The organism is Streptococcus oralis subsp. dentisani, assembly GCF_002096615.1.
In the GTDB taxonomy this organism is placed as follows: domain Bacteria; phylum Bacillota; class Bacilli; order Lactobacillales; family Streptococcaceae; genus Streptococcus; species Streptococcus oralis_U.
In genome coordinates this window covers 138298-165209 of the sequence record NZ_NCUX01000029.1, presented here as the reverse complement: position 1 = coordinate 165209, position 26912 = coordinate 138298, and the positions used below count along the sequence as shown (strand labels likewise).

The following is a 26912-nucleotide window of genomic DNA, read 5'->3' as shown; positions in this document are numbered from 1 at the left end:
AAGCTTGAGCAACAGCGTGTCTGCATCAATCAGTGCAAGCCAATCAGCAAGCACAAGCTTGAGCAACAGCGTGTCTGCATCAATCAGTACTTCAGTATCAGCAAGCACAAGCTTGAGCAACAGCGTATCCGCTTCAATCAGTGCATCTGAATCAGCAAGCACAAGCTTGAGCAACAGCGTATCTGCCTCAATCAGTGCAAGCAACAACTCAGGTAGCGGTTCAGGTTCAACAAGCACAAGCAATGACTCAGCAAGTCAATCAGCTTCAGCATCTGTATCAGCAAGCACAAGCTTGAGCAACAGCGTAAGTGCATCAATCAGTGCATCTGAATCAACAAGCACAAGCAATGACTCAGCTAGCCAATCAGCTTCAGCATCTGTATCAGCTAGCCAATCAGCTTCAATCAGCACAAGTGAATCAGTTTCAACAAGCACAAGCACAAGCTTGAGCGACAGCGTAAGTACCTCAGCTAGCTTGTCTGACAGTGCTTCAATCTCAAACGCTTTGAACCACTCACAAGCTCCTGCACAACAACCTGCTGGACCAGGACGCTCAAACGGTAGAAGACTTCCAAATACAGGAACTGCAAGTAACCAATTTGCTGGTCTTGGATTAGGAGTAGCTGTCTTGGCAACTGCCTCTCTTCTTGGCAAGAAGAAGAAATCAGCAGCTTCTGAGATGGATTTAGAAGACTAAGTCCCAGAAATCGACTAAAATGAAATTGCTGATATCATTTTAGCGATGAAAACAAGAACCCCAGATGGCTCAAGGCTATCTGGGGTTTGTTTGTGGGCTCATTTTTAATCTATAGGCCTTTTTAGTTCTTTCTGCCTACCTTTTTTGTTATACTAGTAGAAGCGATTATCTATAGAAAGTTTATGGGAGGCTGTTACTAAAAGCTAAGAAAAAGAAGAGCGGATTTTTCTCTTCGGATTTTTCTCCCATAATGGTAAAAAAGTCTTATGTCTCAATCTTACATCAATGTTATCGGAGCAGGTTTGGCAGGGTCTGAAGCAGCTTACCAAATTGCAGAACGTGGTATTCCGGTTAAACTCTATGAAATGCGTGGTGTCAAGTCAACACCTCAGCACAAAACAGACAATTTTGCGGAGTTAGTTTGTTCCAATTCCTTGCGTGGAGATGCTCTGACAAATGCTGTTGGGCTTCTCAAGGAAGAAATGCGTCGTTTGGGTTCTGTTATCTTGGAATCTGCTGAGGCAACACGAGTTCCTGCTGGTGGAGCCCTTGCAGTGGACCGTGACGGTTTCTCCCAAATGGTGACCGAAAAAGTAGCCAACCATCCCTTGATTGAAGTGGTTCGTGATGAAATTACAGAATTGCCGACTGATGTAATCACAGTTGTCGCTACCGGTCCTTTGACCAGCGATGCTCTAGCTGAAAAGATTCATGCCCTCAATGACGGTGATGGTTTCTATTTCTATGACGCGGCGGCGCCGATTATCGATGTTAACACTATTGATATGAGCAAGGTCTATCTCAAATCTCGTTATGATAAGGGAGAGGCGGCCTACCTCAATGCCCCAATGACCAAGCAAGAATTTATGGATTTCCATGAAGCCTTGGTCAATGCGGAAGAAGCACCGCTCAATTCCTTTGAAAAAGAAAAGTACTTTGAAGGATGTATGCCAATCGAAGTCATGGCCAAACGTGGCATTAAAACCATGCTTTATGGTCCTATGAAGCCAGTCGGTTTGGAGTATCCAGACGACTACACAGGACCTCGTGATGGAGAATTTAAAACACCGTATGCAGTTGTCCAGCTTCGTCAGGATAATGCGGCTGGTAGCCTCTACAATATCGTTGGTTTCCAGACCCACCTCAAATGGGGAGAACAAAAGCGTGTTTTCCAAATGATTCCAGGTCTTGAAAATGCTGAGTTTGTTCGTTATGGTGTCATGCACCGCAATTCTTACATGGATTCACCAAATCTTCTTGAGCAAACCTATCGTTCTAAGAAACAGCCCAACCTCTTCTTTGCTGGTCAAATGACGGGTGTGGAAGGCTATGTTGAGTCAGCAGCTTCAGGCTTGGTTGCAGGTATTAACGCGGCTCGTCTTTTTAAGGGAGAAGGAGAAGCTATCTTCCCAGAGACAACAGCGATTGGAAGTCTGGCTCATTACATCACCCATGCTGACAGCAAGCATTTCCAACCGATGAACGTCAATTTCGGGATTATCAAGGAGTTAGAAGGCGAGCGTATCCGTGATAAGAAGGCTCGTTATGAAAAAATTGCAGAGCGTGCTCTTACTGACTTAGAGGAATTTTTAACGGTCTAATTTTTTTCAAAGAATTGCTCACGATACTATAAAAATCTTAGAAATTGTGATAAAATAGGTAGGATAAAAAAAGGAGAGTAAAAATGGCTAACCCCAAGTATAAACGTATTTTAATCAAGTTATCAGGTGAGGCTCTTGCAGGTGAACGTGGCGTAGGGATTGATATCCAAACAGTTCAGAAAATCGCAAGAGAGATTCAAGAAGTTCATAGCTTAGGTATCGAAATTGCCCTTGTTATTGGTGGAGGAAATCTCTGGCGTGGAGAACCTGCAGCAGAAGCAGGAATGGACCGTGTTCAGGCAGATTACACTGGAATGCTTGGGACTGTTATGAATGCTCTTGTAATGGCAGATTCATTGCAACAAGTTGGTGTCGATACGCGTGTACAAACAGCTATTGCCATGCAACAAGTGGCAGAACCTTACGTACGTGGACGTGCCCTTCGCCACCTTGAAAAAGGCCGTATCGTTATCTTTGGTGCTGGAATTGGTTCACCTTACTTCTCAACAGATACAACAGCGGCTCTTCGTGCGGCTGAAATCGAAGCGGATGCCATCCTTATGGCTAAAAATGGTGTCGATGGTGTTTATAATGCCGATCCTAAGAAAGACAAGACAGCCGTTAAGTTTGAAGAATTGACTCACCGTGATGTTATCAATAAAGGTCTTCGTATCATGGACTCAACAGCTTCAACCCTCTCTATGGACAACGACATTGACTTGGTTGTCTTTAACATGAACCAACCAGGCAACATCAAACGTGTCGTATTTGGTGAAAATATCGGAACAACAGTTTCAAACAATATCGAAGAAAAGGAATAAGAAAATTATGGCTAACGCAATTGTAGAAAAAGCTAAAGAGAGAATGACCCAATCTCACCAATCACTTGCTCGTGAATTTGGTGGTATCCGTGCCGGACGTGCCAATGCGAGCTTGCTGGACCGTATCCACGTAGAATACTATGGAGTCGAAACTCCTCTTAACCAAATCGCTTCAATTACTATTCCAGAAGCGCGTGTCTTGTTGGTAACACCATTTGACAAGTCTTCATTGAAAGACATCGAACGTGCCTTGAATGCTTCTGATCTTGGTATCACACCAGCTAACGATGGTTCTGTGATTCGCTTGGTTATTCCTGCTCTTACAGAAGAAACTCGTCGTGACCTTGCTAAAGAAGTGAAGAAGGTCGGTGAGAATGCTAAAGTAGCTGTCCGCAATATCCGTCGTGATGCTATGGACGAAGCTAAGAAACAAGAAAAAGCAAAAGAAATCACCGAAGACGAATTGAAGACTCTTGAAAAAGATATTCAAAAAGTAACAGACGATGCTGTGAAACACATCGACGACATGACTGCCAATAAAGAAAAAGAAATCTTGGAAGTCTAAAAATAAACAGAAAAACTCAGTTGGCATTGCTGGCTGAGTTTTATTCGAAAGAAGGAAATATGAATACAAATCTTGCAAGTTTTATCGTTGGACTCATCATTGATGAAAATGACCGTTTTTACTTTGTGCAAAAGGATGGTCAGACCTATGCTCTTGCCAAGGAAGAAGGTCAACACACAGTAGGTGATACGGTCAAAGGTTTTGCCTATACCGATATGAAGCAAAAACTCCGCTTGACCACTCTAGAAGTGACTGCCACTCAGGACCAATTTGGTTGGGGAACGGTAACGGAAGTTCGTAAGGATTTGGGTGTTTTTGTTGATACCGGTCTACCTGATAAGGAAATCGTAGTGTCACTCGATATCCTCCCTGAGCTCAAGGAACTCTGGCCTAAGAAAGGTGATAAACTTTACATCCGTCTTGAAGTGGACAAGAAAGACCGAATCTGGGGACTTTTGGCGTATCAGGAAGACTTCCAACGTCTGGCTCGTCCTGCCTACAACAACATGCAGAACCAAAACTGGCCAGCCATTGTATACCGTCTTAAGCTGTCAGGGACCTTTGTCTATCTGCCAGAGAATAACATGCTTGGTTTCATTCACCCAAGTGAGCGCTACGCAGAGCCACGTTTGGGGCAAGTGTTAGATGCGCGTGTCATCGGTTTCCGTGAAGTGGACCGTACCTTGAACCTATCCCTCAAACCACGTTCCTTTGAAATGTTGGAAAATGATGCTCAGATGATTTTGACCTACTTGGAAAGCAATGGCGGTTTCATGACCTTGAATGATAAGTCATCCCCTGAGGACATCAAGGCAACCTTTGGTATCTCTAAAGGTCAGTTCAAGAAAGCACTCGGTGGCTTGATGAAGGCTGGCAAAATCAAGCAAGACCAGTTTGGTACAGAGTTGATTTAAGCCTTATAGACATGATAAAGAAACTTGAAGAAATGAGTTTAGAGGAACTCTGGCAACTTTTTTCTATTTTTCTAGTAGAGCACAAATCAGAGTGGAAAGACTGGTATGAATCGGAAAAAGCAAATCTGAAAAAAATATTGGGTGCAAATGTTATTAAAAGAATAGAACATATTGGTAGCACTGCTATCCCTAATATTTGGGCCAAGAATATCGTTGATATTCTATTAGAAGTAGGTAGAATAGAGGATTTAGCAAGAGTTAGGGATTTATTGGTGAAGAATGGGTGGCTAGTGATGTCGGAAAGTCCTAACAGGATTTCGCTAAATAAAGGATATACAGAGCAGGGCTTTGCTGAGAAAGTGTTTCATCTACATTTGCGAATGACGGGAGATCATGACGAGATCTATTTTAGAGATTATCTCTGCCAGCATCCAGATATTGCCCAAGCGTATCAGGAATTAAAACTAGGTTTGTGGAAAAAATTTGAACACAATCGAGACGCCTATACAGATGCTAAAACAGATTTTATAAACCACTACGTTTCAGAGGCTAAGTCCAGTAATTTTCAAGAATCAGAAAAGTGTCATCAAAAAAGTCTTGATAGGAGAAAGAATTGAGAAAATCATTTTACACTTGGCTCATGACTGAGCGCAATCCTAAAAGTAATAGCCCTAAAGCCATCTTGGCAGACCTCGCTTTTGAGGAGTCAACCTTTCCAAAACACACGGATGATTTCGATGAGGTAAGTCGCTTTTTGGAGGAGCATGCCAGTTTCTCTTTTAATCTAGGAGACTTTGACGCCATCTGGCAAGAATACTTAGAACACTAGAGACAATGAGATGAGGCTAGTATTTTATTGTTCTCTTTGCTATAATAAAAAGAAATAAAAGGATTAGAGAGGTTCTTTATTTGAAGGAACATTCAATAGACATTCAACTGAGTCATCCAGATGACCTGTTTCATCTTTTTGGTTCCAATGAACGCCATCTTCGTTTGATGGAAGAAGAGCTTGAGGTGGTGATTCATGCCCGTACGGAGATTGTCCAGGTTTTGGGTGAAGAGACTGCCTGTGAGGAAGCCCGTCAGGTTATTCAGGCTTTGATGGTCTTGGTGAATCGAGGGATGACCGTTGGTACGCCAGATGTGGTGACTGCGATTAGCATGGTCAAAAACGATGAAATCGACAAGTTTGTCGCCCTTTACGAAGAAGAAATCATCAAGGATAATACTGGGAAACCTATCCGTGTCAAAACCTTGGGTCAAAAACTTTATGTGGACAGTGTCAAACAGCATGATGTGACCTTTGGAATCGGACCTGCAGGTACGGGGAAGACCTTTCTTGCAGTGACCTTGGCAGTGACAGCCCTTAAACGTGGTCAGGTCAAGAGGATTATCCTAACTCGACCAGCAGTTGAAGCAGGAGAAAGTCTTGGATTTCTTCCGGGTGATCTTAAGGAGAAGGTCGATCCTTATCTTCGACCAGTTTATGATGCCTTGTATCAGATTCTCGGAAAAGACCAAACGACCCGTCTCATGGAGCGTGAAATTATCGAAATCGCTCCCCTTGCCTACATGCGTGGACGGACCTTGGACGATGCCTTTGTCATTCTCGATGAGGCACAAAATACGACCATCATGCAGATGAAGATGTTCTTGACTCGTTTAGGATTTAATTCTAAGATGATTGTCAATGGAGATATCAGTCAGATTGACCTGCCACGCAATGTTAAGTCCGGTTTGATTGATGCCCAAGAAAAGCTCAAGAACATTCACCAGATCGACTTTGTTCATTTTTCAGCTAAGGATGTGGTTCGCCATCCAGTTGTCGCTCAAATTATCCGAGCCTATGAACCAGCTCCAGTTAAAAATGAAGAGAAGAACGAAGAAACAGAATAGCAAAAAAGAGCAGTTTCATCTGAACTGCTCTTTATCGTATCTGTGTTAACTAGTTAATGTCTTTAGACAAGTTCATCAATCGAAGTGTAATCCTTATCTAGCCCTTGGGCAACTGGAAGACTAGTCAAGTAACCTTGGTAAGTTGTCACTCCTTCACGTAAGCCTTGATCTTCAGTGATTGCTTTTTGGAATCCCTTGTCAGCTAAAGCTTCGATATAAGGAAGGGTGACATTAGTTAGGGCGATGGTTGAAGTACGAGCTACCGCGCCAGGGATGTTGGCAACAGCATAGTGGAGCACCCCATGTTTTTCATAGACGGGCTCATCGTGCGTGGTCACACGGTCAGCTGTCTCGATAACGCCACCTTGGTCAACGGCAACGTCAACGATGACAGAGCCTGGACGCATTTGTTTGACCATCTCATCTGTCACCAGTTTTGGTGCCTTGGCACCAGGGATGAGAACTGCACCAATCACCACATCAGCATCTTTCACACTTGCTTCGATGTTGAATGAATTTGACATAAGAGTTTGGATTTGGTTTCCGAAGACTTCTTCTAGAACTGAGAGACGTTTAGCACTGATATCTAAAATAGTTACCTGAGCACCAAGTCCAAGAGCGATACGGGCAGCATGTGTACCAACGACACCGCCACCGATGATGGTTACTTTTCCTTTTGGAACACCCGGTACACCACCAAGTAGGACACCAGAGCCGCCAGCTTGTTTGGTAAGGAAGTGAGCACCGATTTGAACTGCCATACGACCGGCAACCTCACTCATTGGAACGAGGAGTGGTAGGTGACCTAGGGAGTCACGGACAGTCTCATAGGCAATTCCTGTTGTTTTTGCTGCTAGCATGGCATCTGCTAACTCTGGAGCAGCAGCCATGTGCAAGTAGGTGAAGAGGAGCAAATCGTCGCGCAAGTAACCATATTCAGAAGCTAATGGCTCTTTCACTTTCACGACCAACTCAGCTGCCCAGGCTTCGCCAGCAGTAGCGACAATCTCAGCACCTTGCTTTTGATAGTCAGCATCAGTAAAGCCTGAACCAAGACCAGCATTTGTTTCGATGAGGACGCGGTGACCACGGCTAACTAAGCTATAAACACCAGCAGGTGTGAGGGCAACACGGTTTTCATTGTTCTTAATTTCTTTTGGAATTCCGATTAACATAGAGATAACCTACCTTTCAATTGACGGTATTGTTTTAGTTGTCACATTCCAGTTCATAAATGAAAAATGTGATGGTTTTATTGTATATGAAACCGCTTCAAAAATCAAGAAAAACTTGTCATCCAAATTTATTTATGCTAGACTAGTGAGAATCAAGCTCTAATGGAGGAAAAAGTATGGAATCAATATTTGTGAAATTTGCTCAGTATCCATCAATAGAAACGGAGCGTTTATTGCTCCGACCTGTAACCTTGGACGATGCAGAAGCTATGTTTGAGTACGCCTCAGACAGAGAAAATACACGCTACACTTTTCCAACAAATCAAAGCTTAGAAGAAACCAAGAACAACATCGCTCAGTTCTACTTGGCTAATCCCTTGGGACGGTGGGGAATCGAACTAAAAAGCAATGGCAAGTTTATCGGAACTATTGACTTGCACAAGATTGACCCCATTCTCAAAAAAGCAGCTATTGGTTACATTATCAACCAAAAGTATTGGAATCAAGGATTGACGACAGAAGCCAATCGTGCCGTGATTGAACTGGCTTTTGAGAAGATTGGAATGAACAAGTTGACTGCTCTTCACGACAAGGACAATCCCGCATCTGGAAGAGTCATGGAGAAATCAGGTATGCGTTTTTCACATGAAGAACCCTATGCTAGAATGGATAATAAAGAACCAGGTCGAATTATCACAAGAGTTCATTATGTATTGACCAAGGAAGACTATTTTGCAAATAAATAAGCAGTTGAAAAGAAATTTTCGACTGTTTTTTCTTCCTCTTACGAATAATCTAAGAGAGGAGAAAATATGGAAGCAATTATCGAGAAAATCAAAGAATATAAAATCATTGTCATCTGTGCTGGTTTAGGTTTGGCCTTGGGCGGATTTTTCCTACTAAAGCCAACTTCACAAACACCTGTGAAAGAAACAAATTTGCAGGCTGAAGTTGCGGCCGTTTCAAAGGATTCATCGTCTGAAAAGGTAGTCAAGACGGAGGAAAAGGACGAATCTCCTGAACAAGATCTAATCACAGTAGATGTCAAGGGTGCTGTTAAATCGCCAGGGATTTATGATTTGCCAGTAGGGAGTCGGGTTCATGATGCCGTTCAGAAGGCGGGTGGATTGACAGAGGAAGCAGATAGCAAATCGCTCAATCTCGCTCAGAAAGTCAGTGACGAGGCTCTTGTCTATGTTCCAACTAAGGGAGAAGAAGCAGCCAGTCAGCAGGCTGCCTCTGGAACGACTCCTTCGACAAGTAAAGATAAGAAGGTCAACCTCAATAAGGCCAGTCTGGAAGAACTCAAGCAGGTCAAAGGATTGGGAGGAAAAAGGGCTCAGGACATTATCGACCATCGTGAGGCAAATGGCAAATTCAAGTCGGTAGATGAGCTTAAGAATGTTTCTGGGATTGGCGCAAAGACCATAGAAAAGTTAAAAGACTATGTTACAGTGGACTAAGAGTTTCCCTATCCCCCTAATCTATCTGAGCTTTCTATTACTCTGGCTTTACTATGCAATTTTAGGAGCGTCCTATCTCGCGCTGCTAGGTTTTGTTTTTCTGCTCGTCTGTCTCTTTTTCCAATTTCCATGGAAATCGGCTGGTAAAGTTCTAGCGCTTTGTGGAGTTTTTGGATTTTGGTTTCTGTTTCAAACTTGGCAACAGACACAAGCTAGTCAAAATTTAGTCGGTTATGTTGAAAAGGTGAAGATCTTGCCTGATACCATCAAAGTCAATGGAGACAGTCTGTCCTTTCGGGGCAAGGCTGACGGCCATACCTTCCAAGTTTACTATAAACTCCAGTCTGAGGAGGAGAAAAAGCAATTTCAAACCTTAACAGATCTTCATGAGATTGAACTAGAAGGGAAAGTTTCAGAGTCTGAAGGTCAGAGGAATTTTGGTGGATTTAACTACCAAGCCTACCTGAAAACTCAAGGGATTTACCAGACACTGACTATCAAGAGAATCCAGTCAGTTAAACAGATTAGCAGTTGGGATATAGGTGAAAATTTATCAAGTTTACGTCGAAAGGCTGTAGTTTGGATCAAGACGCACTTTCCAGACCCTATGCGCAACTATATGACAGGTCTTCTGTTAGGACATCTGGATACGGACTTCGAGGAGATGAATGAGCTATATTCTAGTCTAGGAATTATCCACCTCTTTGCCTTGTCGGGTATGCAGGTGGGATTCTTTATGGATGCCTTTAAGAAACTCCTCTTGCGATTGGGCTTGACTCAAGAAAAGTTGAAGTGGCTGACCTATCCCTTTTCCCTTATCTATGCAGGTCTGACAGGATTTTCAGCCTCAGTCATTCGCAGTCTCTTGCAAAAGTTACTGGCTCAACATGGTGTTAAGGGCTTGGACAATTTTGCCTTAACAGTCCTTGTCCTCTTTATCATCATGCCCAACTTTTTCCTGACAGCTGGAGGGGTTTTGTCCTGCGCTTATGCTTTTATCTTGACCATGACTAGCAAAGAAGGAGAGGGGATTAAGGCTGTTGCTAGAGAAAGTCTGATCATTTCCTTGGGAATATTGCCCATTCTATCCTTCTATTTTGCAGAATTTCAGCCTTGGTCTATCCTTTTGACCTTTGTATTTTCCTTTCTGTTTGATGTGGTCTTCTTGCCGCTTTTGTCCATCTTATTCATTCTGTCTTTTGTTTACCCAGTCACTCAGTTTAACATTGTCTTTGAGTGGTTGGAGAACATCATTCGCTTGGTATCGCAGCTGGCAAGCAGGCCTCTGGTCTTTGGTCAACCCAATGCATGGCTTTTGATTTTACTTTTAATTTTATTAGCCTTACTGTATGATTTTAGGAAAAACATCAAGAGGGTAGCAGGGTTCAGTCTCTTTATCGTGGGGCTCTTTTTCTTGACCAAGTATCCACTGGAAAATGAAATTACCATGCTGGATGTCGGGCAAGGAGAAAGTATTTTCCTACGGGATGTAACTGGTAAAATCATTCTCATAGATGTGGGAGGCAAGGCAGAGTCTGATAAGAAAATCGAAAAATGGCAAGAAAAGGCGACGACCAGTAATGCCCAGCGAACCGTGATTCCCTATCTAAAAAGTCGCGGAGTAGCCAAAATTGACCAGCTTATTTTGACCAATACAGACAAGGAACATGTTGGTGATTTGCTAGAGTTGACCAAGGCTTTCCATGTCGGGGAGATTTTAGTATCAAAAGGAAGTCTGACACAGAAGGAATTTGTAGCGGAACTAGAAGCAAGCCAAACCGAGGTGCGCAGTGTGACAGCAGGGGAGAACTTGCCAATTTTTGGAAGTCAGTTAGAAGTCCTATCTCCAAGGCAGATTGGAGATGGGGATCGTGATGGTTCCCTGGTTCTTTATGGAAAACTCTTGGATAAGCACTTTCTCTTCACAGGAAATTTGAAAGAGAAGGGAGAGAAGGATCTTTTAAAGCAATATCCTGACTTAGAGGTGGATGTCTTGAAAGCAGGCCAACATGGTTCTAAAACATCATCAAATCCAGTTTTCCTAGAAAAACTTAAACCAGAGACCACACTCATCTCAGTTGGAAAGAACAATCGTGCGAAACTCCCCCATCAGGAAACCTTGACACGACTAGAGACCATCAAGAGTAAGATTTACCGAACTGACCAGCAAGGAGCTATTCGCTTTAAAGGATGGAATAGTTGGCAAATCGAAAGTGTTCGTTAGGAAGAAAAATGTTATATATTAGTAAAATAAACTGAAAATCTGTTGCATAATACCGAGAAAAACGATATAATGAAAATGCTTTCAATGGTAACGATATAAATGCAATGAAAAATCAGAAAAAGTTGTTTTATTAGCCAGTTTATGATTTATTGGTCTTTTTTAGTCCAGTGTATCTGCTGTGACAGTTACTAAAAGTTATTGGTATGATTGGAATACCGCTTGGAAGTTTAACATGAATTACCACGGACGTAAATATGTAAACATTCCAAGATGGTCTGCTTATTACTCTATAATGACTAAAAAGTTGGTCTGATTGGCATTCTGTTCGCTATGAGGTCATTAACTACTAGACAGGAAACTATCAATCGTTAAAGAGTGAGAAAAAGGAGGGCTGGATATGATAACTCTTACTCATGTTACCTTAAAAACGCGACAAGTCATCTTGCAAGATGTTGATTTCACCTTTAAAAAAGGTAGGATTTATGGCCTTCTTGCTATCAATGGCTCGGGAAAGACGACCCTGTTCCGAGCTATTAGCAAGCTGCTTCCCCTTAGTAGTGGACATATCGTAGCCCCTCCTTCTTTGTTTTATTCTGAGAGTGTTGAATGGCTGGATGGAAACTTAAGTGGGATGGACTACCTTCGTCTCATAAAAAACATCTGGAAGTCAGACCTAAACTTGGGGGACGAAATCGCCTATTGGGAAATGTCTGACTATATCAACCTTCCCATCCGCAAGTATTCCTTAGGGATGAAGCAACGCTTGGTGATTGCTATGTATTTCCTCAGTCAGGCGAAATGCTGGCTCATGGATGAGATAACAAATGGCTTAGATGAGTATTATCGACAGAAGTTTTTTGATAGGCTGGCACAAATCGATAGAAAAGAACAGCTGGTTCTTTTGAGTTCCCACTACAAAGAGGAGTTAGTGGAGATTTGCGATAGCATCGTAACCATTCGTCAGGGGCAGATAGAAGAGGTTCCGTTATGAAAGATATTAGCCTATTTTTGTTAAAGAAAGTTTTCAAAAGTCGCTTAAACTGGATTATCTTAGCTTTATTTGCATCTGTACTCGGTGTTACCTTTTATTTAAATAGTCAGACTGCAAACTCACACAGCTTGGAGAGCGAGTTGGAAACCCGTCTTGTAAAACATGAGAGAATCATCAATGAAAATGAAGTGAAACTCTCCCAAATCTCTGACACCAGCTCGGAGGAATACCAGGTTGTTAAAGAAAATTTAGAATCGCAAAAAAATCTTTTAACGCAAAAGAAAGAAATTCTGACTTTACTAAAAGAAGGACGATGGAAAGAAGCCTATTATTTGCAGTGGCAAGATGAGGAAAAGAGTTATGAAATTGTATCGAAGGAATCGACTTCTAGTTCTGACTTTAAAATGGCAATTGACCGCTAACGGAAGATTTACCAAGCCCTGTATCCCTTGAACATAAAAGCACATACTTTGGAGTTCCCGACTCACGGGATTGATCAGATTGTCTGGATTTTAGAGGCTATCATCCCAACCTTATTTGTGATTGGTATTATTTTTATGCTAACACAACTGTTCGCAGAAAGATATCAAAATAATCTCGATACAGCTCAGTTGTATCCTATTTCAAAAGTGACATTTGCCATGTCCTCTCTTGGAGTTGGGGTGAGCTATGTGACCGTGCTGTTTATCGGAATCTGTGGCTTTTCTTTTCTAGTAGGAAGTCTGATAAGTGGTTTTGGACAGTTAGATTATCCCTACCCGTTCTATAGCTTAACGAATCAAGAGGTAACTATTGGAAAAATACAAGATGTGTTATTTCCTAGCTTGTTCTTAGCTTTCTTAGCCTTTATCGTCATTGTGGAAGTCGTCTACTTGATTGCTTACTTTTTCAAGCAAAAAATGCCTGTTCTCTTCCTTTCCCTCATTGGGATTGTTGGCTTGTTGTTTGGTATCCAAACGATCCAGCCTCTTCAGAGTATTGCCCATCTGATTCCCTTTACTTACTTGCGTTCAGTGGAGATTTTATCTGGAAGATTACCTAAGCAGATTGATAATGTAGATCTAAATTGGAGCATGGGGATGGTCTTACTTCCTAGCCTGATTATCCTTTTGTTAGTGGGGATTCTATTTATCGAAAGATGGAGAAGTGCGCGTAAAAAGGAAGTTTTTAATAGGTCTTAGCATTCCTATACGGAAGGTGAGGAAAAAACTAACACAAGGAGGGGACCAACTAGGTTCTCTCTTTTTGATGCGGACATCAAGAAGAAAACAGAAAGTTTTTCGAAAAAATGACTTTTTATCTTGACAAGGGATAGAAAACTTGGTATCATATAAAAGTTGAGAAAAGCAGAAGTGAGAGCTTCTCGCCTTGTGACATCAAGTTGCCTGGCCCTACGGATGAAAAGTTTCTAAGAAACGCTATCATAACGTGCGGGCTTGTATCATTACAAGTCCGCTCTTGTTTTTCTCTAATAATAAAAAAGAGGTGAAAACCATAGCAAAGCAAGACTTATTCATCAATGATGAAATTCGTGTACGTGAAGTTCGCTTGATCGGTCTTGAGGGAGAACAGCTAGGCATTAAGCCACTCAGCGAAGCGCAAGCATTGGCTGATAGTGCAAATGTTGACTTGGTATTGATTCAACCCCAAGCAAAACCACCTGTTGCTAAAATTATGGACTACGGTAAGTTCAAATTTGAGTACCAGAAGAAGCAAAAAGAGCAACGCAAAAAACAAAGCGTTGTGACCGTGAAAGAAGTTCGTTTGAGCCCAGTTATCGATAAGGGTGATTTCGAAACGAAACTTCGCAATGCTCGCAAGTTCCTTGAAAAAGGGAATAAAGTTAAGGTATCCATTCGCTTTAAAGGGCGTATGATCACCCATAAAGAGATTGGTGCAAAAGTTTTAGCCGAGTTTGCTGAAGCAACACAAGATATTGCAATCATCGAACAACGTGCTAAGATGGATGGACGCCAAATGTTCATGCAGTTGGCGCCAGCAACTGACAAAAAATAATTGTCAGAAAGTTAAATAAAGGAGAAAAAATCATGCCAAAACAAAAAACACACCGCGCATCAGCTAAACGTTTCAAACGTACAGGTTCTGGTGGACTTAAACGTTTCCGTGCTTACACTTCTCACCGTTTCCACGGAAAAACTAAGAAACAACGTCGTCATCTTCGTAAAGCATCTATGGTGCATTCAGGAGATTTCAAACGTATCAAAGCAATGCTTACTCGCTTGAAATAAGAGCCTGACAGTAAGTAAACAATTCTAGGAAATATTTGGAGGAAATAAAACATGGCACGTGTTAAAGGTGGCGTTGTATCACGCAAACGTCGTAAACGTATTCTTAAATTAGCAAAAGGTTACTATGGAGCTAAACACATCTTGTTCCGTACTGCAAAAGAACAAGTAATGAACTCTTACTACTATGCATACCGTGACCGTCGTCAGAAAAAACGTGACTTCCGCAAATTGTGGATCACTCGTATCAATGCGGCAGCTCGTATGAACGGACTTTCATACTCACAATTGATGCATGGTTTGAAATTGGCTGAGATCGAAGTTAACCGTAAAATGCTTGCTGACTTGGCTGTTAACGATGCAGCAGCTTTCACAGCTCTTGCAGATGCAGCTAAAGCAAAACTTGGTAAATAAAAGTTGATAAGACTGGAACAGGATTGTCCCAGTCTTTTTAAAAATAAAGGAGAAAATATGGCTTCAAAAATGCTACACACTTGCTTGCGAGTAGAAAACCTTGAAAAATCAATCGCCTTTTATCAAGACGCTTTTGGTTTTAAAGAATTGCGTCGCAAGGACTTCCCAGATTATGCTTTCACAATTGTCTATCTAGGGCTTGATGGTGATGATTACGAGTTGGAATTGACCTATAACTATGACCACGGCCCTTACGTGGTAGGAGATGGCTTTGCCCATATCGCCCTCAGCACACCTGACCTCGAGGCACTTCATCAAGAACATAGCGCTAAAGGCTATGAGGTTACAGAGCCAAAAGGCCTACCAGGAACCCCACCAAACTATTACTTTGTCAAGGATCCTGATGGCTACAAGGTCGAAGTCATTCGTGAAAAATAACCTAGTAAGGTCAAGTAGAATGTTCGTTTTCTACTTGACTTTTTTTCATCTAAAGAGTATACTAATACAAATTTAACCTTTAAGGGGAGTCCAGAGAGACTCACAAGGTGTCAGATAAAAGGGATAAGGGGCTCTCTGTGGGGACTTTTTAAGTGTGCGCATGAGTTCTAGCCTAACCCAACTGAGGCCTTGCATTAGCAAGGCCTTTTCTTTATCTGGTCCCCTTAAATTTAAGGAGGAAAAGTCATGAATCCCACATGTAAGAAGCGCTTGGGTGCCATTCGTTTGGAAACCATGAAGGTGGTTGCTCAGGAGGAAATTGCGTCAGCAATCTTTGAATTAGTCCTAGAAGGGGAGATGGTTGAAGCCATGCGAGCAGGGCAATTCCTTCATCTGCGTGTGCCTGATGATGCCCATCTCTTGCGCCGTCCTATTTCAATTTCGTCTATTGACAAGGTCAAGAAGCAGTGTCATCTCATTTATCGGATTGAGGGTGCTGGGACAGCTATTTTTTCAACCTTAAGTCAGGGTGATCCTCTTGATGTGATGGGGCCTCAGGGAAATGGATTTGACTTGTCTGACTTGGACGACCAGAACCGAGTTCTCCTCGTTGGTGGTGGGATTGGTGTTCCACCCTTGCTCGAGGTAGCCAAGGAATTGCATGCGCGTGGGGTGAAAGTAGTAACTGTTCTCGGTTTTGCTAATAAGGATGCTGTTATCCTAGAAAAGGAATTGTCCCAATATGGTCAGGTCTTTGTAACGACAGATGATGGTTCGTATGGCATCAAGGGAAATGTGTCCGTCGTCATCAATGATTTAGAAAATCAGTTTGATGCCATCTACTCATGTGGGGCTCCTGGAATGATGAAGTACATCAATCAAAAATTTTATAATCACCCAAGAGCCTATCTATCTCTGGAATCTCGTATGGCTTGTGGGATGGGGGCTTGCTACGCTTGTGTTCTAAAAGTGCCAGATAGTGAGACTGTCAGTCAACGTGTCTGTGAAGATGGCCCTGTTTTCCGCACAGGAACAGTTGTATTATAAGGAGAATGTCATGACTAACAAACGTTTACAAGTTTCTCTACCTGGTTTGGATTTGAAAAATCCCATCATTCCAGCATCAGGCTGTTTTGGTTTTGGTCAAGAGTATGCCAAGTACTATGATTTAGACCTTTTGGGCTCCATTATGATTAAGGCAACGACTATAGAACCACGTTTTGGGAATCCAACTCCCAGGGTGGCAGAGACACCTGCAGGTATGCTCAATGCAATCGGCTTACAAAATCCGGGTTTAGAAGCTGTTTTAGCAGAGAAATTGCCTTGGCTGGAAAGGGAGTATCCTACGCTTCCCATCATTGCCAATGTTGCAGGCTTTTCAAAACAAGAGTACGCTTCCGTTTCTCAAGGAATATCCAAGGCAGCCAATGTAAAAGCTATCGAGCTCAATATCTCTTGTCCGAATGTGGATCACGGCAATCATGGACTTTTGATTGGGCAAGATCCTGATTTGGCCTACGAAGTGGTAAAAGCGGCTGTGGAAGCTTCTCATGTGCCAGTCTATGTCAAGCTAACTCCTAGTGTAACGGATGTTGTCACCATTGCTAAAGCCACTGAAGATGCAGGAGCAAGTGGCTTAACCATGATCAATACTCTAGTCGGTATGCGATTTGACCTCAAAACCAGAAAACCAATCCTAGCCAATGGAACGGGTGGGATGTCTGGCCCAGCAGTCTTTCCAGTAGCCCTCAAACTCATCCGCCAAGTCGCCCAAACAACAGAACTTCCCATCATAGGGATGGGGGGAGTGGATTCGGCTGAAGCTGCGCTAGAAATGTATCTGGCTGGTGCCTCTGCCATCGGAGTTGGAACAGCTAACTTTACCAATCCTTATGCTTGTCCTGATATCATTGAACATCTGCCAAAAGTCATGGACAAATACGGCATTAGCAGTTTGGAAGATCTCCGTAAGGAAGTCAAAGCCAGTCTGAGATAAGCTAGGTCTTCCTTATCGTCAACAAGAAATAGAATCTTCATCAATTTGTAATATTTCCGTCTGTTAACTATGTTACAATAGGGTTTATAAAATAGTAATAGTGTAGATAGTTTTCTACTGAGGAGAATAAAATGAAGAAGATACTACTTGCAAGTACTGTTGTTCTTTCTATGGCAGGATTTGCAAAGACATCTGTACATGCTGAAGAATCTCAGGTTACGAAAAAAACTCAGACCACAGATGTAGTCGAGAAAAAAGAGGAAGCTGCTCCCAAGAAAGAAGTTCCTAAAGTCGAGGCGAAGAAAGAGCCAGCTGTAAAAGAGGAAAATCCTTCCAAAAAGGAAAAAAAAGAGGAAGTTATCAAGGAAGGTTGGCAGAAAGAACAAGGAAAATGGCGTTTTTATGAAAATAACCAGCCTGTCGTAAACTGGAAAAAAATTAGTGGCACTTGGTATTACTTTGACAAAAATGGTATTATGCTCAGTAATACTATAATTGATGATTACCTTGTCAAAGGTAACGGTGCCATGGCAGAAAACGATTGGGTGAAAATATCTGACAAGTGGTACTATGCCACAGCTTCAGGCAAGATTTCTCGCAATAAGTGGGAAAAGATTGAAGGCAGCTGGTACTATTTTGATAAAAATGGAATCATGCTTAGTCGCACCATCTATAATGACTATCTCTTCCAAGGTAGTGGTGCCATGGCAGAAAACGATTGGGTGAAAATATCTGACAAGTGGTACTATGCCACAGCTTCGGGCAAGATTTCTCGCGACAAATGGGAAAAGATTGAAGGCGTCTGGTATTACTTTGATAAAGATGGTGTAATGCTTAGTCGCACCATCTATAATGACTATCTCTTCCAAGGTAGTGGTGCCATGGCAGAAAATGATTGGGTGAAAATATCTGATAAGTGGTACTATGCCACAGCTTCAGGAAAAATTTCCCGCAATAAATGGGAAAAAATCAAAGGAACATGGTACTATTTTAATAGCGATGGTGTGATGGCAAGTAGCCAGTGGAAAAGTGACTACTATCTGAAAGATAGTGGCGCTATGGCGGAAAAAGAGTGGATTTTTGATAAATCCTACAATAGCTGGTTTTACTTGAAGTCAGGTGGGGCCTACGCTTCCCGTGAATGGATTGGTTCATACTACCTTAAATCTGGTGGCTATATGGCCAAAAATGAATGGATTTTTGACAAAGATTACGATGCTTGGTACTATCTAAAAGATGATGGTCGATATGTAACAGGTACTTTTACGATCAAAGGTAAAGAGTATTCCTTCCAGAATAATGGGAAGTGGATCTCAGAGGCAAAATATTACAAAGTAAAACCGATTACTGCTTATGTTTATAGTGCTTCTGGTGAAAGATTGAGTTATGTATCACAGGGAACTATCGTCTCACTTGGAGATGCACAATCTAAAAAAGATAGTCAAATACCAGTCAATATTTCTGGTTTATCCGGCTTCATGAATAAAAGTGATTTAGTAGCTATTGATAAAGAAAGTGAATTTGTCCCTCATTATACAAGTGATGGCAAGTATTTTTACCATGAGTTATCACCTTATGTAAGTCTCCGTGTTGCGCCACATAGCTCAGCTATGACTATTGGTAAGAAATATTATTCAACTGATGGAATTCATTTTGATGGCTTTACCATTGAAAATCCTTTCCTCTTTAGAAATTTGACTAAACCAAGTAATTACAGCGCATCCGAATTGGATAAAGTTTATTCTTTGATGAATATTCGGGATAGTCGTCTCGCTGGTAAGGGTGCTATTTTTAAGGAAGCTGAGAAACGCTATGGTGTAAATGCTCTTTACTTGATGGCGCATAGTGCACTCGAGAGTGCTTGGGGTCGGAGCCAGATTGCCAAGGATAAGAATAACTTCTTTGGAATTGCAGCTTATGATTCGAGCCCATATACCTCGGCCAAAAAATTTGATGATGTGGACAAGGGGATTCTCGGTGCAGCTAAGTGGATTCGTGAGAACTACATTGACTATGGACGAGACCATCTTGGAAACAAGGCTTCTGGTATGAATGTACGCTATGCTTCTGACCCATACTGGGGAGAGAAAATTGCCAGCATCATGATGACTATCAATAGCAAACTTGGTGGGAAAGACTAGGGAAGAACAAAATCGGGAACCATGATAGATTGGTTGTCGATTTTTTGTTATAATAAAAATAAGTAGACAACAAAGGAGACAGTCATGACATTTGAAGAAATCCTACCTGGATTAAAGGCTAAGAAAAAATATGTACGAACTGGTTGGGGAGGGGCTGAAAACTATGTCCAACTCTTTGACACCATCGAGCAAAACGGGGTTGCACTTGAAGTGACGCCTTATTTCCTAATCAACGTGTCTGGAGAAGGGGAAGGTTTTTCCATGTGGAGCCCGACACCTTGTGATGTTTTGGCGACGGATTGGGTAGAAGTCCATGACTAGACGTGTATTGATCACGGGAGTGAGTTCAGGGATTGGTCTGGCTCAAGCCCGACTCTTTTTAGAGAAGGGGTATCAAGTATATGGAGTGGATCAAGGTGAAAATCCACTCTTGGAGGGTGATTTTCACTTTTTACAGAGAGATTTGATCTTAGACTTGGAGCCTATTTTTGACTGGTGTCCTTATGTGGATGTTTTGTGCAATACTGCAGGAGTTTTGGATGATTACAAACCCCTATTGGAACAATCAGCACAGGAAATTCAAGAGATTTTTGAAATCAACTACGTTACTCCAGTAGAGTTGACTCGCTATTATTTGACGCAAATGCTGGAAAATAAAAAAGGAATCATCATCAATATGTGTTCTATTGCTTCGAGCCTAGCAGGTGGCGGTGGACACGCTTATACTTCCTCCAAGCATGCTTTGGCTGGCTTTACCAAACAGTTGGCTCTAGACTATGCTGAAGTTGGGATTCAGGTCTTCGGTATCGCTCCAGGAGCGGTCAAGACAGCTATGACTGCTGCGGACTTTGAGCCAGGTGGATTGGCAGACTGGGTAGCTAGTGAAACGCCTATCAAGCGTTGGATTGAACCAAGTGAGATTGCTCAAGTTAGCCTTTTCTTGGCTAGCGGTCAGGCATCTGCCATGCAAGGACAAATCCTGACAGTGGATGGTGGCTGGAGTTTGAAGTGATGCTTTGGTACAGTTTGCATTGTTCACTATTGGAGGTTAAAGATGGAACAAGATATATTTGGATTTGAGTTTCCAAGTTTCTACCATCAGTTTTTATTGGAATGGGACGAAGTGGATCCTTATGAGATTGGTGACTCAGGTATCTGTTTATATGCTAAGGAGGATCTCTTAGAGCGTAATGAGACCTATCAGATAGAAGTAGATGAACCAGACTTCTTTATGATTGGTCAAGAGGGAGATTTGGCCTACTTTATCAAGAAAAATGCTGATGATTGCATTTATGAAAATGATTTGGGTGCTTTGGGCTCTTTAGAAATGCAAAAAGTTGCTGCAACTGTCTATGACTTTATTGACAAGGTCTTAGAAGAAAGATTGTAAAAACCGGAGGGATAATTATGCTGAGAGCAACAGATGCGAATGAGCCAATTACAAGAGAAGACCTTTTACAATTTGAGGAGAAGCTTGGAAAGAAATTGCCGGAAGCCATGTTAAACTTTTATCTCAAGTACAATGGTGGTCAATCTTGTGTGTCTGGTGTTCATGATGACAAACATCTCTTTCCTTTCAATGCTTTTTATTCATTAGAGGAGATGGAGAAGGCCCTCAACTGGTTTGACGATGAGGTTGTTCCTGCTGGATTTCAGGCTAAAGACCTCCTTCATTTTGCCTATGATCCTGGGTCTGGAAACTATGCTCTGTCTCTAAGGGAAGAAGATTATGGTAAGGTTTACTACTATGTTTTAGAAGAAAGAGCTGAGATTTTTGGTCAATGGCTTTCATTTGAGGCTTTTCTGACTAGTTTTGTGGAAGGTGAGTAGAAATAAAAGGAGCAATCATGCCTAAACACCAATTCTTTTCACTAGCAGATATTTTAGAGCAAGTTAAGTTAGAACAATGTACTCAAGATGACTTTTGCCTCTATGGCAATGATGAAGGGAATTTGGCTCTCGATAGCCTTTATTTTGGTGTCGGATTATCCAGTTGTAGTTGATGATAAAGATGTCTACCCTGTGGAAGTAGTAGAGAGAAATCTTAATCTGGTATATTATGGTGAGCATCTGATAGATGTCCTTCTAGTAGCACTGGATGAAAAGCCAGACGCAAGCCCTGAATACTTGGTCGATGCCTTAATTTATTATAATCAACATGATACTTTTATTCCCTTTGCCTAGTAACTAAGCTGGATTTGCATAGTTCTATTAAACATAAGCGAATACAGTAAGGAGTCAAGAAATGATAGATTACAAAATGGTAAATAAAAAAATTTCACCTTTTAAATTTTTAGTCCATGATGAAGAGACACAAAGTGTTCGAGGGTCGCTCATTTATTATCCTGATGGAGAATACAGACAGGAAGTATTCGACACTCGGGAAGATGAGGGATTCGAAGGAAATGGATACGATTGGGCATCTCTTGCTTTGATATTTTTAGAGGAAAAAATACCTGAATTAAGCGAATCTATTGACTTTGATCCAGAAGGAAGTATGTTTTGTGCCTATTCTTCCAATATTGATGCCTTAGCAACATTTGCTTTAAGTTTTAAGGAGTTTTGCGACGATTCTGAGTCTATGATAGACTTGTTTAGTCGAGCAGAGTTAGATTAGCTGATTAGAAAAGCTTTAACTACTAGATATTTGACTAGGGAAATGACACAAAGGAGTTAAGATGAAGCTGATAGAAGTATTTGAGCTAGTGGAAAATCATTCTGATTTAAAACCCTATGTAGAAAAAATATTAAAAAAGTACAAGAAGACCAACTGTTCCTATCTTGAGTCTCTTAATCACCTTGCTTATTTACTCTATCTATATGATCAAAAAGAACTAGCTAAAAAATTGTTAGATATTTTGCTACAAATTCCCTTTGAAGGAGATTATAATAGTTGGACCTTTGTTGAGAGTTCGATAGTCTTGTTGGCCTATATGGAAAAGCAGACGGAAAATCAGGTGTCCATCTATCAAAATCTCCTTTTAAGTCCACTAGATTCTGGGGAGGAATCAACTAGAAAAATAAGAAGGAAAGTACATCAGAGATTTTTGAATGGTGATACTTTGGAACAAAAGCTTGCAAAAATCGAGCAAGCTTCGACCTTTACATCTGAAATTGAATGGCGCTTACTTTACTTAGCAGACTTGTTAAAACTTCAGTTGTTTAGTGCGGAATCAACTCTGGACGAGGCGGATATCCAGTCTAAAATAGAAGAACAAATCGAAAGATTACAAAGATTTATCAAGGAGCAAGGTCTTGTTAGCCTTTTCCCTTTTAAGGGATGAGGAAGTGTGGCTAAATTTGAAGGATGGAAAGAGGTGAATGGCTATGAAAAACCAGTTAGCTCTTAGTGGCGAGAAAATCGCTGAAAAAGTTTACCCACAACTATTGCACCACGTCGGTATGATTCGTGGGGAATACTTGTTGAGAGAGCTCAATCAAAATATCCTATTAGCAAGTTGTCAGCAATTTGTAAAAGATTATCTAGATACCATTTGCTCCTTGTACTCAGATGAAGAGGTTTGGTATCGTTTTTCAGAGTTAACAAATACAGAAGCTAATTGTTTAGAGGGGACTAAAGAGCATTTTGATGAAAATCATCCCTTGTTTGGTTATAGAGGAACTAGGCGCTTGCTGGCGTGTCCTGATGAATTTCAGGCTGAAGCACATGTCGTTACAGAAGTTTATCAAACAAATCCCAATCTGTCTGTTATTTTTCCTTTTATCAATGATGCTGAGCAGTTAAAACAAGCTATTAGAGTATTGCGTGAGCATGGTTTTACTGGAAAAGTCGGCACAATGATTGAATTACCGTCAGCTTATTTTGACTTGGACAGGATACTGGAAACTGGTATTTCAAAGATTGTAGTTGGAATGAATGATTTGACTTCTTTTGTTTTTGCGACTGTGAGAAATAGTCAATGGCATGATATGGAAAGTCCAATTATGTTAGATATGCTAAGACAGATGCTGGATAAAGCAAGTATGAAAAAGATTGACTTTGCTGTAGCAGGCTATCTGAATGCTTCTTTCATACAAAAAATGAATCAGATGGGTATCAAGTGTATTATCCACTACAGTTCTATTCCAGAGATTTTTGATTTAGAGATTGATCATCCAGACCACCTCAAACGTGTAAAAGAAGTAAGTAAAAAATTACAAAGGAGAAACCCATGACACCGCAAGAAATGTGGAATGCATACAAGCAAATTAACCCCTCGATTGGAGATGAGATAGATGCCTGGGCTTTTGGAGTGGAAGCCGATACCTTGGCAGATTTGGTTTTAAAAGGCGAAAAGACAGCAACCGCCTCAGCCTATGACCTCTATGCAATAGAGGACGAACCTCTTCCGCAAGAAGGGACCTTCGATGTTATTTTAGACAGTCAAGATCAGGCTGTCTGCATTGTCGAAATTACAAAGGTTTCTGTTCAGCCCTTTCATCAAATTTCTGCTGAACATGCTTTTAAGGAAGGGGAAGGTGACAAATCCCTAGCCTATTGGCATCAGGTTCATGAAGACTGTTTCACCGAGTGGCTGAGGGAGGCAGGACTGACTTTCACACCTGACAGCAAGGTTGTTTTAGAAGAATTTCGCAAGGTCTATCCACAGTAGATCGCTAGAAGGAAGAAAGTTTTGGAAATCACCGTCCAATCCTTTTTTCTTAAGCAAAACATGATATAATAAGTTTGTTTGAAGAAGAGCAACAGCTCTTAAACTTAGAATAGGAGAAAACTATGCAAGCAGTTGAACATTTTATTACGCAATTTGTTCCTGAACATTATGATTTATTTTTAGACTTGAGTCGTGAGACCAAGACTTTTTCTGGGAAGGTGACCATCACTGGTCAAGCACAGAGTGACCGTATTTCCCTTCATCAAAAAGACTTGGAAATCGCTTCTGTAGAAGCTGCAGGTCAAGCTCGTCCATTTACTGTTGACCATGACAATGAAGCCCTTCATATCGAATTGGCTGAGGCTGGTCAAGTTGAATTGGTCATCGCCTTTTCAGGAAAAATCACAGACAACATGACAGGGATTTACCCTTCTTACTACACAGTTGATGGAGTGAAGAAGGAAGTTTTGTCAACTCAGTTCGAGAGCCATTTTGCGCGTGAAGCCTTCCCATGTGTGGACGAGCCTGAAGCCAAAGCAACTTTTGACCTTTCTCTACGTTTTGACCAAGCAGAAGGTGAATTGGCCTTGTCAAACATGCCTGAGATTGATGTGGAAAACCGCAAGGAAACAGGTATATGGAAGTTTGAGACAACACCTCGCATGTCATCTTATTTGTTGGCTTTTGTCGCTGGTGATTTGCAAGGAGTAACGGCTAAAACTAAAAACGGTACCCTCGTAGGTGTCTACTCAACCAAAGCTCACCCACTAGCTAACCTTGATTTCTCACTAGACATCGCCGTTCGCTCAATCGAGTTCTACGAAGATTATTACGGAGTTAAGTATCCAATTCCACAATCTCTCCATATTGCTCTTCCTGACTTCTCAGCTGGTGCTATGGAAAACTGGGGTCTGGTGACCTACCGTGAAGTTTACTTGGTTGTGGATGAGAACTCAACATTTGCCAGCCGTCAACAAGTTGCCCTTGTCATTGCCCACGAGCTTGCCCACCAATGGTTTGGAAACCTCGTGACTATGAAATGGTGGGATGACCTTTGGCTCAATGAAAGTTTTGCTAACATGATGGAATACGTCTGTGTGGATGCCATCGAGCCAACTTGGAATATCTTTGAAGATTTCCAAACAGGTGGAGTACCTCTTGCTCTTGAACGTGATGCGACGGATGGCGTGCAGTCTGTTCATGTCGAAGTCAAACACCCTGATGAAATCAATACCCTCTTTGACGGAGCTATCGTCTATGCCAAAGGAAGCCGTCTCATGCACATGCTTCGCCGTTGGCTCGGTGATGCGGATTTTGCTAAAGGTTTGCATGCCTACTTTGAAAAACACCAGTACAGCAACACCATCGGTCGTGACCTTTGGGATGCTCTTGGTCAAGCTTCAGGCCGTGATGTTGCAGCCTTCATGGATTCTTGGTTGGAACAACCTGGTTACCCAGTACTTACTGTCAAAGTTGAAAATGATGTCTTGAAGATTTCACAAAAACAATTCTTCATCGGTGAGCACGAAGACAAGAACCGTCTCTGGGTTGTGCCTCTCAACAGCAACTGGAAAGGCTTGCCAGATACGCTTGAAACTGAAAGTATCGAAATCCCTGGCTACGCAGCTCTTCTTGCTGAAAATAAAGAAGCCCTTCGTCTCAACACTGAAAATACAGCCCACTATATTACAGACTATCAAGGAGACTTGCTAGATGCTGTTCTTGCTGAGCTAGAGACACTTGATAATACAAGCAAACTACAAATCGTTCAAGAACGTCGTTTGCTTGCTGAAGCAGGACACATTTCTTATGCGGACTTGCTCCCAGTCCTTGATAAACTTGCTAAGGAAGAGTCTTACCTGGTGGTTTCAGCTATTTCTCAAGTGATTGCTGCCCTTGAGCGCTTTATTGATGAAGGAACGGATGCTGAAACAGCCTTCAAAGAACTGGTTGCTAAATTGGCTCGTCACAACTATGACCGTCTTGGTTTTGAAGCAAAAGATGGAGAATCAGATGAGGATGAATTGGTTCGTCAGTTGACCATTTCCATGATGATTCGCTCCAATGATGCAGGAGCTAGTCAAATCGCTAGCCAAATCTTTGCAGCTTACAAGGAAAATCTTGCAGGACTTCCTGCAGCCATCCGTGCACAAGTTCTCATCAATGAAATGAAACACCATGAGACCAAGGACTTGGTCGCAACTTATCTGGACCTCTACACTCATGCGACGGATGCGGTCTTCAAACGTCAGCTGTCAGCGGCTCTTGCCTACAGTACAGATGCTGACAATATCCAAACCTTGATTAGTTCATGGAAGGATAAATTTGTGGTGAAACCACAAGACTTGTCTGCTTGGTATTACCAGTTCCTTGCTCATCAAACAACTCAGGAAACTGTTTGGGTATGGGCGCGTGAAAACTGGGATTGGATCAAGGCGGCTCTTGGAGGAGATATGAGCTTTGATAGCTTTGTTATCCTTCCTGCTCATGTGTTTAAGACAGAGCAACGCTTGGCAGAGTACAAGGAATTCTTTGAACCGCAACTTTCTGACCTAGCTCTTAGCCGTAATATCGGTATGGGAATCAAAGAAATTGCAGCGCGTGTTGACTTGATTAAGCGTGAGAAAGCAGCAGTAGAAACTGTTGTAGCCCAATATGCTAAAGCTTAATTCGTTTATGTAAACAAAAACTCAACTTTCTATCTTAAAAGAAGAGAG

General features: G+C 41.8%; 30 protein-coding genes, 1 pseudogene and 1 other annotated feature. Of the genes and pseudogenes, 30 read left to right on the top strand and 1 reads right to left on the bottom strand.

What is annotated here, in order from left to right; genetic code table 11:
• The 8 genes from B7708_RS03525 to B7708_RS03490 all read left to right on the top strand — a co-directional run.
• Positions 1–697, top strand: a 697-nt coding sequence (locus tag B7708_RS03525; protein WP_239822452.1) for an LPXTG cell wall anchor domain-containing protein, incomplete at its 5' end; no start/stop codon positions are given.
• 266 nt (positions 698–963) lie between these two features.
• A complete protein-coding gene (gene trmFO, locus B7708_RS03520; protein WP_084973797.1) occupies positions 964–2298 on the top strand; it encodes a methylenetetrahydrofolate--tRNA-(uracil(54)-C(5))-methyltransferase (FADH(2)-oxidizing) TrmFO in 1335 nt (444 codons plus the stop codon).
• 83 nt (positions 2299–2381) lie between these two features.
• Positions 2382–3119: a UMP kinase gene (pyrH, locus tag B7708_RS03515; protein ID WP_084973795.1), complete on the top strand. Its 738-nt coding sequence runs from the start codon at positions 2382–2384 to the stop codon at positions 3117–3119.
• A 7-nt stretch (positions 3120–3126) separates the two neighbouring features.
• Positions 3127–3684, top strand: coding sequence for a ribosome recycling factor (gene frr / locus B7708_RS03510; protein ID WP_001262235.1), 558 nt, complete (start codon positions 3127–3129; stop codon positions 3682–3684).
• Between the two features lie 59 nt (positions 3685–3743).
• Positions 3744–4598: an RNA-binding virulence regulatory protein CvfB gene (cvfB, locus tag B7708_RS03505; RefSeq protein WP_001095457.1), complete on the top strand. Its 855-nt coding sequence runs from the start codon at positions 3744–3746 to the stop codon at positions 4596–4598.
• 11 nt (positions 4599–4609) lie between these two features.
• On the top strand, positions 4610–5215 hold the full coding sequence (locus B7708_RS03500) for a GrpB family protein (RefSeq protein ID WP_084973793.1): 606 nt from the start codon (positions 4610–4612) through the stop codon (positions 5213–5215).
• Entirely contained in the window at positions 5212–5427 is a 216-nt protein-coding gene (locus tag B7708_RS03495) for a YozE family protein (RefSeq protein WP_084851727.1), read from the top strand. Before B7708_RS03500 ends, B7708_RS03495 begins: the two co-directional genes overlap by 4 nt.
• Before the next feature lie 80 nt (positions 5428–5507).
• Positions 5508–6494, top strand: coding sequence for a PhoH family protein (locus B7708_RS03490; RefSeq protein WP_084973791.1), 987 nt, complete (start codon positions 5508–5510; stop codon positions 6492–6494).
• Between the two features lie 62 nt (positions 6495–6556).
• Here the strand turns inward: B7708_RS03490 and ald are convergent, their stop codons facing one another.
• On the bottom strand, positions 6557–7669 hold the full coding sequence (ald, locus tag B7708_RS03485; RefSeq protein WP_084973789.1) for an alanine dehydrogenase: 1113 nt from the start codon (positions 7667–7669) through the stop codon (positions 6557–6559).
• A gap of 176 nt (positions 7670–7845) precedes the next feature.
• On the opposite strand from ald, the gene B7708_RS03475 reads away from it, so the two are divergent.
• The 22 genes and pseudogenes from B7708_RS03475 to B7708_RS03375 all read left to right on the top strand — a co-directional run bounded on the left by B7708_RS03475 (position 7846) and on the right by B7708_RS03375 (position 26864).
• Positions 7846–8415 carry a GNAT family N-acetyltransferase gene (locus tag B7708_RS03475; protein ID WP_084973787.1) on the top strand — a complete coding sequence of 190 codons (570 nt, stop codon included), beginning with the start codon at positions 7846–7848 and terminating at the stop codon, positions 8413–8415.
• A gap of 66 nt (positions 8416–8481) precedes the next feature.
• Positions 8482–9132 (top strand): helix-hairpin-helix domain-containing protein, encoded by a 651-nt coding sequence (locus B7708_RS03470; protein WP_084973785.1) that lies wholly within the window; start codon positions 8482–8484, stop codon positions 9130–9132.
• The gene (locus B7708_RS03465; protein WP_084973783.1) at positions 9116–11356 is read left to right on the top strand and encodes a DNA internalization-related competence protein ComEC/Rec2; all 2241 of its coding nucleotides are present in this window, start codon (positions 9116–9118) and stop codon (positions 11354–11356) included. Before B7708_RS03470 ends, B7708_RS03465 begins: the two co-directional genes overlap by 17 nt.
• A gap of 397 nt (positions 11357–11753) precedes the next feature.
• Complete coding sequence (locus B7708_RS03460; RefSeq protein ID WP_084973781.1) at positions 11754–12347, top strand: ATP-binding cassette domain-containing protein; 594 nt, start codon at positions 11754–11756, stop codon at positions 12345–12347.
• A pseudogene (locus B7708_RS03455) lies at positions 12344–13528 on the top strand (hypothetical protein). The gene B7708_RS03460 and the pseudogene B7708_RS03455 overlap by 4 nt, the downstream one beginning before the upstream one ends.
• 157 nt (positions 13529–13685) lie before the next feature.
• Positions 13686–13817 (top strand) — a sequence feature (ribosomal protein L20 leader region).
• Positions 13818–13832: 15 nt separating this feature from the next.
• The gene (gene infC, locus B7708_RS03450) at positions 13833–14363 is read left to right on the top strand and encodes a translation initiation factor IF-3 (protein WP_007521573.1); all 531 of its coding nucleotides are present in this window, start codon (positions 13833–13835) and stop codon (positions 14361–14363) included.
• Between the two features lie 32 nt (positions 14364–14395).
• A complete protein-coding gene (gene rpmI, locus B7708_RS03445; RefSeq protein WP_001125942.1) occupies positions 14396–14596 on the top strand; it encodes a 50S ribosomal protein L35 in 201 nt (66 codons plus the stop codon).
• A 51-nt stretch (positions 14597–14647) separates the two neighbouring features.
• Positions 14648–15007 carry a 50S ribosomal protein L20 gene (gene rplT / locus B7708_RS03440; protein WP_000124834.1) on the top strand — a complete coding sequence of 120 codons (360 nt, stop codon included), beginning with the start codon at positions 14648–14650 and terminating at the stop codon, positions 15005–15007.
• 57 nt (positions 15008–15064) lie between these two features.
• Positions 15065–15445, top strand: a complete 381-nt coding sequence (gloA, locus tag B7708_RS03435) for a lactoylglutathione lyase (RefSeq protein ID WP_061416641.1) — start codon at positions 15065–15067, stop codon at positions 15443–15445.
• A gap of 246 nt (positions 15446–15691) precedes the next feature.
• Positions 15692–16492 (top strand): dihydroorotate dehydrogenase electron transfer subunit, encoded by an 801-nt coding sequence (locus B7708_RS03430; protein WP_084973779.1) that lies wholly within the window; start codon positions 15692–15694, stop codon positions 16490–16492.
• On the top strand, positions 16455–17441 hold the full coding sequence (locus B7708_RS03425) for a dihydroorotate dehydrogenase (RefSeq protein WP_084973777.1): 987 nt from the start codon (positions 16455–16457) through the stop codon (positions 17439–17441). Before B7708_RS03430 ends, B7708_RS03425 begins: the two co-directional genes overlap by 38 nt.
• 131 nt (positions 17442–17572) lie before the next feature.
• On the top strand, positions 17573–19582 hold the full coding sequence (locus B7708_RS03420) for a glucosaminidase domain-containing protein (protein WP_084973775.1): 2010 nt from the start codon (positions 17573–17575) through the stop codon (positions 19580–19582).
• Positions 19583–19666: 84 nt separating this feature from the next.
• Entirely contained in the window at positions 19667–19903 is a 237-nt protein-coding gene (locus B7708_RS03415; protein ID WP_000141913.1) for a DUF2829 domain-containing protein, read from the top strand.
• Positions 19896–20594, top strand: a complete 699-nt coding sequence (locus B7708_RS03410; protein WP_084973773.1) for a 3-oxoacyl-ACP reductase — start codon at positions 19896–19898, stop codon at positions 20592–20594. Before B7708_RS03415 ends, B7708_RS03410 begins: the two co-directional genes overlap by 8 nt.
• A gap of 42 nt (positions 20595–20636) precedes the next feature.
• Positions 20637–20972 carry a hypothetical protein gene (locus B7708_RS03405; protein ID WP_000434269.1) on the top strand — a complete coding sequence of 112 codons (336 nt, stop codon included), beginning with the start codon at positions 20637–20639 and terminating at the stop codon, positions 20970–20972.
• 17 nt (positions 20973–20989) lie between these two features.
• Positions 20990–21412, top strand: coding sequence for an SMI1/KNR4 family protein (locus tag B7708_RS03400; protein ID WP_084973771.1), 423 nt, complete (start codon positions 20990–20992; stop codon positions 21410–21412).
• Positions 21413–21499: 87 nt separating this feature from the next.
• Positions 21500–21766 carry a DUF7716 domain-containing protein gene (locus B7708_RS09765; protein WP_158085972.1) on the top strand — a complete coding sequence of 89 codons (267 nt, stop codon included), beginning with the start codon at positions 21500–21502 and terminating at the stop codon, positions 21764–21766.
• A 61-nt stretch (positions 21767–21827) separates the two neighbouring features.
• Entirely contained in the window at positions 21828–22199 is a 372-nt protein-coding gene (locus B7708_RS03395) for an Imm51 family immunity protein (protein WP_193431741.1), read from the top strand.
• Between the two features lie 61 nt (positions 22200–22260).
• Complete coding sequence (locus B7708_RS03390) at positions 22261–22866, top strand: DUF6707 family protein (RefSeq protein WP_084973769.1); 606 nt, start codon at positions 22261–22263, stop codon at positions 22864–22866.
• Positions 22867–22909: 43 nt separating this feature from the next.
• The gene (locus tag B7708_RS03385; RefSeq protein WP_084973801.1) at positions 22910–23758 is read left to right on the top strand and encodes a putative PEP-binding protein; all 849 of its coding nucleotides are present in this window, start codon (positions 22910–22912) and stop codon (positions 23756–23758) included.
• Positions 23755–24195 (top strand): ASCH domain-containing protein, encoded by a 441-nt coding sequence (locus B7708_RS03380; RefSeq protein WP_084973767.1) that lies wholly within the window; start codon positions 23755–23757, stop codon positions 24193–24195. Before B7708_RS03385 ends, B7708_RS03380 begins: the two co-directional genes overlap by 4 nt.
• Positions 24196–24317: 122 nt before the next feature.
• Positions 24318–26864: a M1 family metallopeptidase gene (locus B7708_RS03375; RefSeq protein ID WP_084973765.1), complete on the top strand. Its 2547-nt coding sequence runs from the start codon at positions 24318–24320 to the stop codon at positions 26862–26864.
• The last annotated feature ends 48 nt before the right edge of the window (positions 26865–26912 follow it).

Excerpts from the sequence above, each read along its gene's own strand:
- trmFO (WP_084973797.1), top strand. The coding sequence starts at position 964 with ATGTCTCAATCTTACATCAATGTTATCGGAGCAGGTTTGGCAGGGTCT.
- pyrH (WP_084973795.1), top strand. The coding sequence starts at position 2,382 with ATGGCTAACCCCAAGTATAAACGTATTTTAATCAAGTTATCAGGTGAG.
- frr (WP_001262235.1), top strand. The coding sequence starts at position 3,127 with ATGGCTAACGCAATTGTAGAAAAAGCTAAAGAGAGAATGACCCAATCT.
- cvfB (WP_001095457.1), top strand. The coding sequence starts at position 3,744 with ATGAATACAAATCTTGCAAGTTTTATCGTTGGACTCATCATTGATGAA.
- B7708_RS03500 (WP_084973793.1), top strand. The coding sequence starts at position 4,610 with ATGATAAAGAAACTTGAAGAAATGAGTTTAGAGGAACTCTGGCAACTT.
- ald (WP_084973789.1), bottom strand. The coding sequence starts at position 7,669 with ATGTTAATCGGAATTCCAAAAGAAATTAAGAACAATGAAAACCGTGTT.
- B7708_RS03475 (WP_084973787.1), top strand. The coding sequence starts at position 7,846 with ATGGAATCAATATTTGTGAAATTTGCTCAGTATCCATCAATAGAAACG.
- B7708_RS03470 (WP_084973785.1), top strand. The coding sequence starts at position 8,482 with ATGGAAGCAATTATCGAGAAAATCAAAGAATATAAAATCATTGTCATC.
- B7708_RS03465 (WP_084973783.1), top strand. The coding sequence starts at position 9,116 with ATGTTACAGTGGACTAAGAGTTTCCCTATCCCCCTAATCTATCTGAGC.
- B7708_RS03460 (WP_084973781.1), top strand. The coding sequence starts at position 11,754 with ATGATAACTCTTACTCATGTTACCTTAAAAACGCGACAAGTCATCTTG.
- rpmI (WP_001125942.1), top strand. The coding sequence starts at position 14,396 with ATGCCAAAACAAAAAACACACCGCGCATCAGCTAAACGTTTCAAACGT.
- rplT (WP_000124834.1), top strand. The coding sequence starts at position 14,648 with ATGGCACGTGTTAAAGGTGGCGTTGTATCACGCAAACGTCGTAAACGT.
- gloA (WP_061416641.1), top strand. The coding sequence starts at position 15,065 with ATGGCTTCAAAAATGCTACACACTTGCTTGCGAGTAGAAAACCTTGAA.
- B7708_RS03430 (WP_084973779.1), top strand. The coding sequence starts at position 15,692 with ATGAATCCCACATGTAAGAAGCGCTTGGGTGCCATTCGTTTGGAAACC.
- B7708_RS03425 (WP_084973777.1), top strand. The coding sequence starts at position 16,455 with ATGGCCCTGTTTTCCGCACAGGAACAGTTGTATTATAAGGAGAATGTC.
- B7708_RS03420 (WP_084973775.1), top strand. The coding sequence starts at position 17,573 with ATGAAGAAGATACTACTTGCAAGTACTGTTGTTCTTTCTATGGCAGGA.
- B7708_RS03415 (WP_000141913.1), top strand. The coding sequence starts at position 19,667 with ATGACATTTGAAGAAATCCTACCTGGATTAAAGGCTAAGAAAAAATAT.
- B7708_RS03410 (WP_084973773.1), top strand. The coding sequence starts at position 19,896 with ATGACTAGACGTGTATTGATCACGGGAGTGAGTTCAGGGATTGGTCTG.
- B7708_RS03405 (WP_000434269.1), top strand. The coding sequence starts at position 20,637 with ATGGAACAAGATATATTTGGATTTGAGTTTCCAAGTTTCTACCATCAG.
- B7708_RS03400 (WP_084973771.1), top strand. The coding sequence starts at position 20,990 with ATGCTGAGAGCAACAGATGCGAATGAGCCAATTACAAGAGAAGACCTT.
- B7708_RS09765 (WP_158085972.1), top strand. The coding sequence starts at position 21,500 with ATGACTTTTGCCTCTATGGCAATGATGAAGGGAATTTGGCTCTCGATA.
- B7708_RS03395 (WP_193431741.1), top strand. The coding sequence starts at position 21,828 with ATGATAGATTACAAAATGGTAAATAAAAAAATTTCACCTTTTAAATTT.
- B7708_RS03390 (WP_084973769.1), top strand. The coding sequence starts at position 22,261 with ATGAAGCTGATAGAAGTATTTGAGCTAGTGGAAAATCATTCTGATTTA.
- B7708_RS03385 (WP_084973801.1), top strand. The coding sequence starts at position 22,910 with ATGAAAAACCAGTTAGCTCTTAGTGGCGAGAAAATCGCTGAAAAAGTT.
- B7708_RS03380 (WP_084973767.1), top strand. The coding sequence starts at position 23,755 with ATGACACCGCAAGAAATGTGGAATGCATACAAGCAAATTAACCCCTCG.
- B7708_RS03375 (WP_084973765.1), top strand. The coding sequence starts at position 24,318 with ATGCAAGCAGTTGAACATTTTATTACGCAATTTGTTCCTGAACATTAT.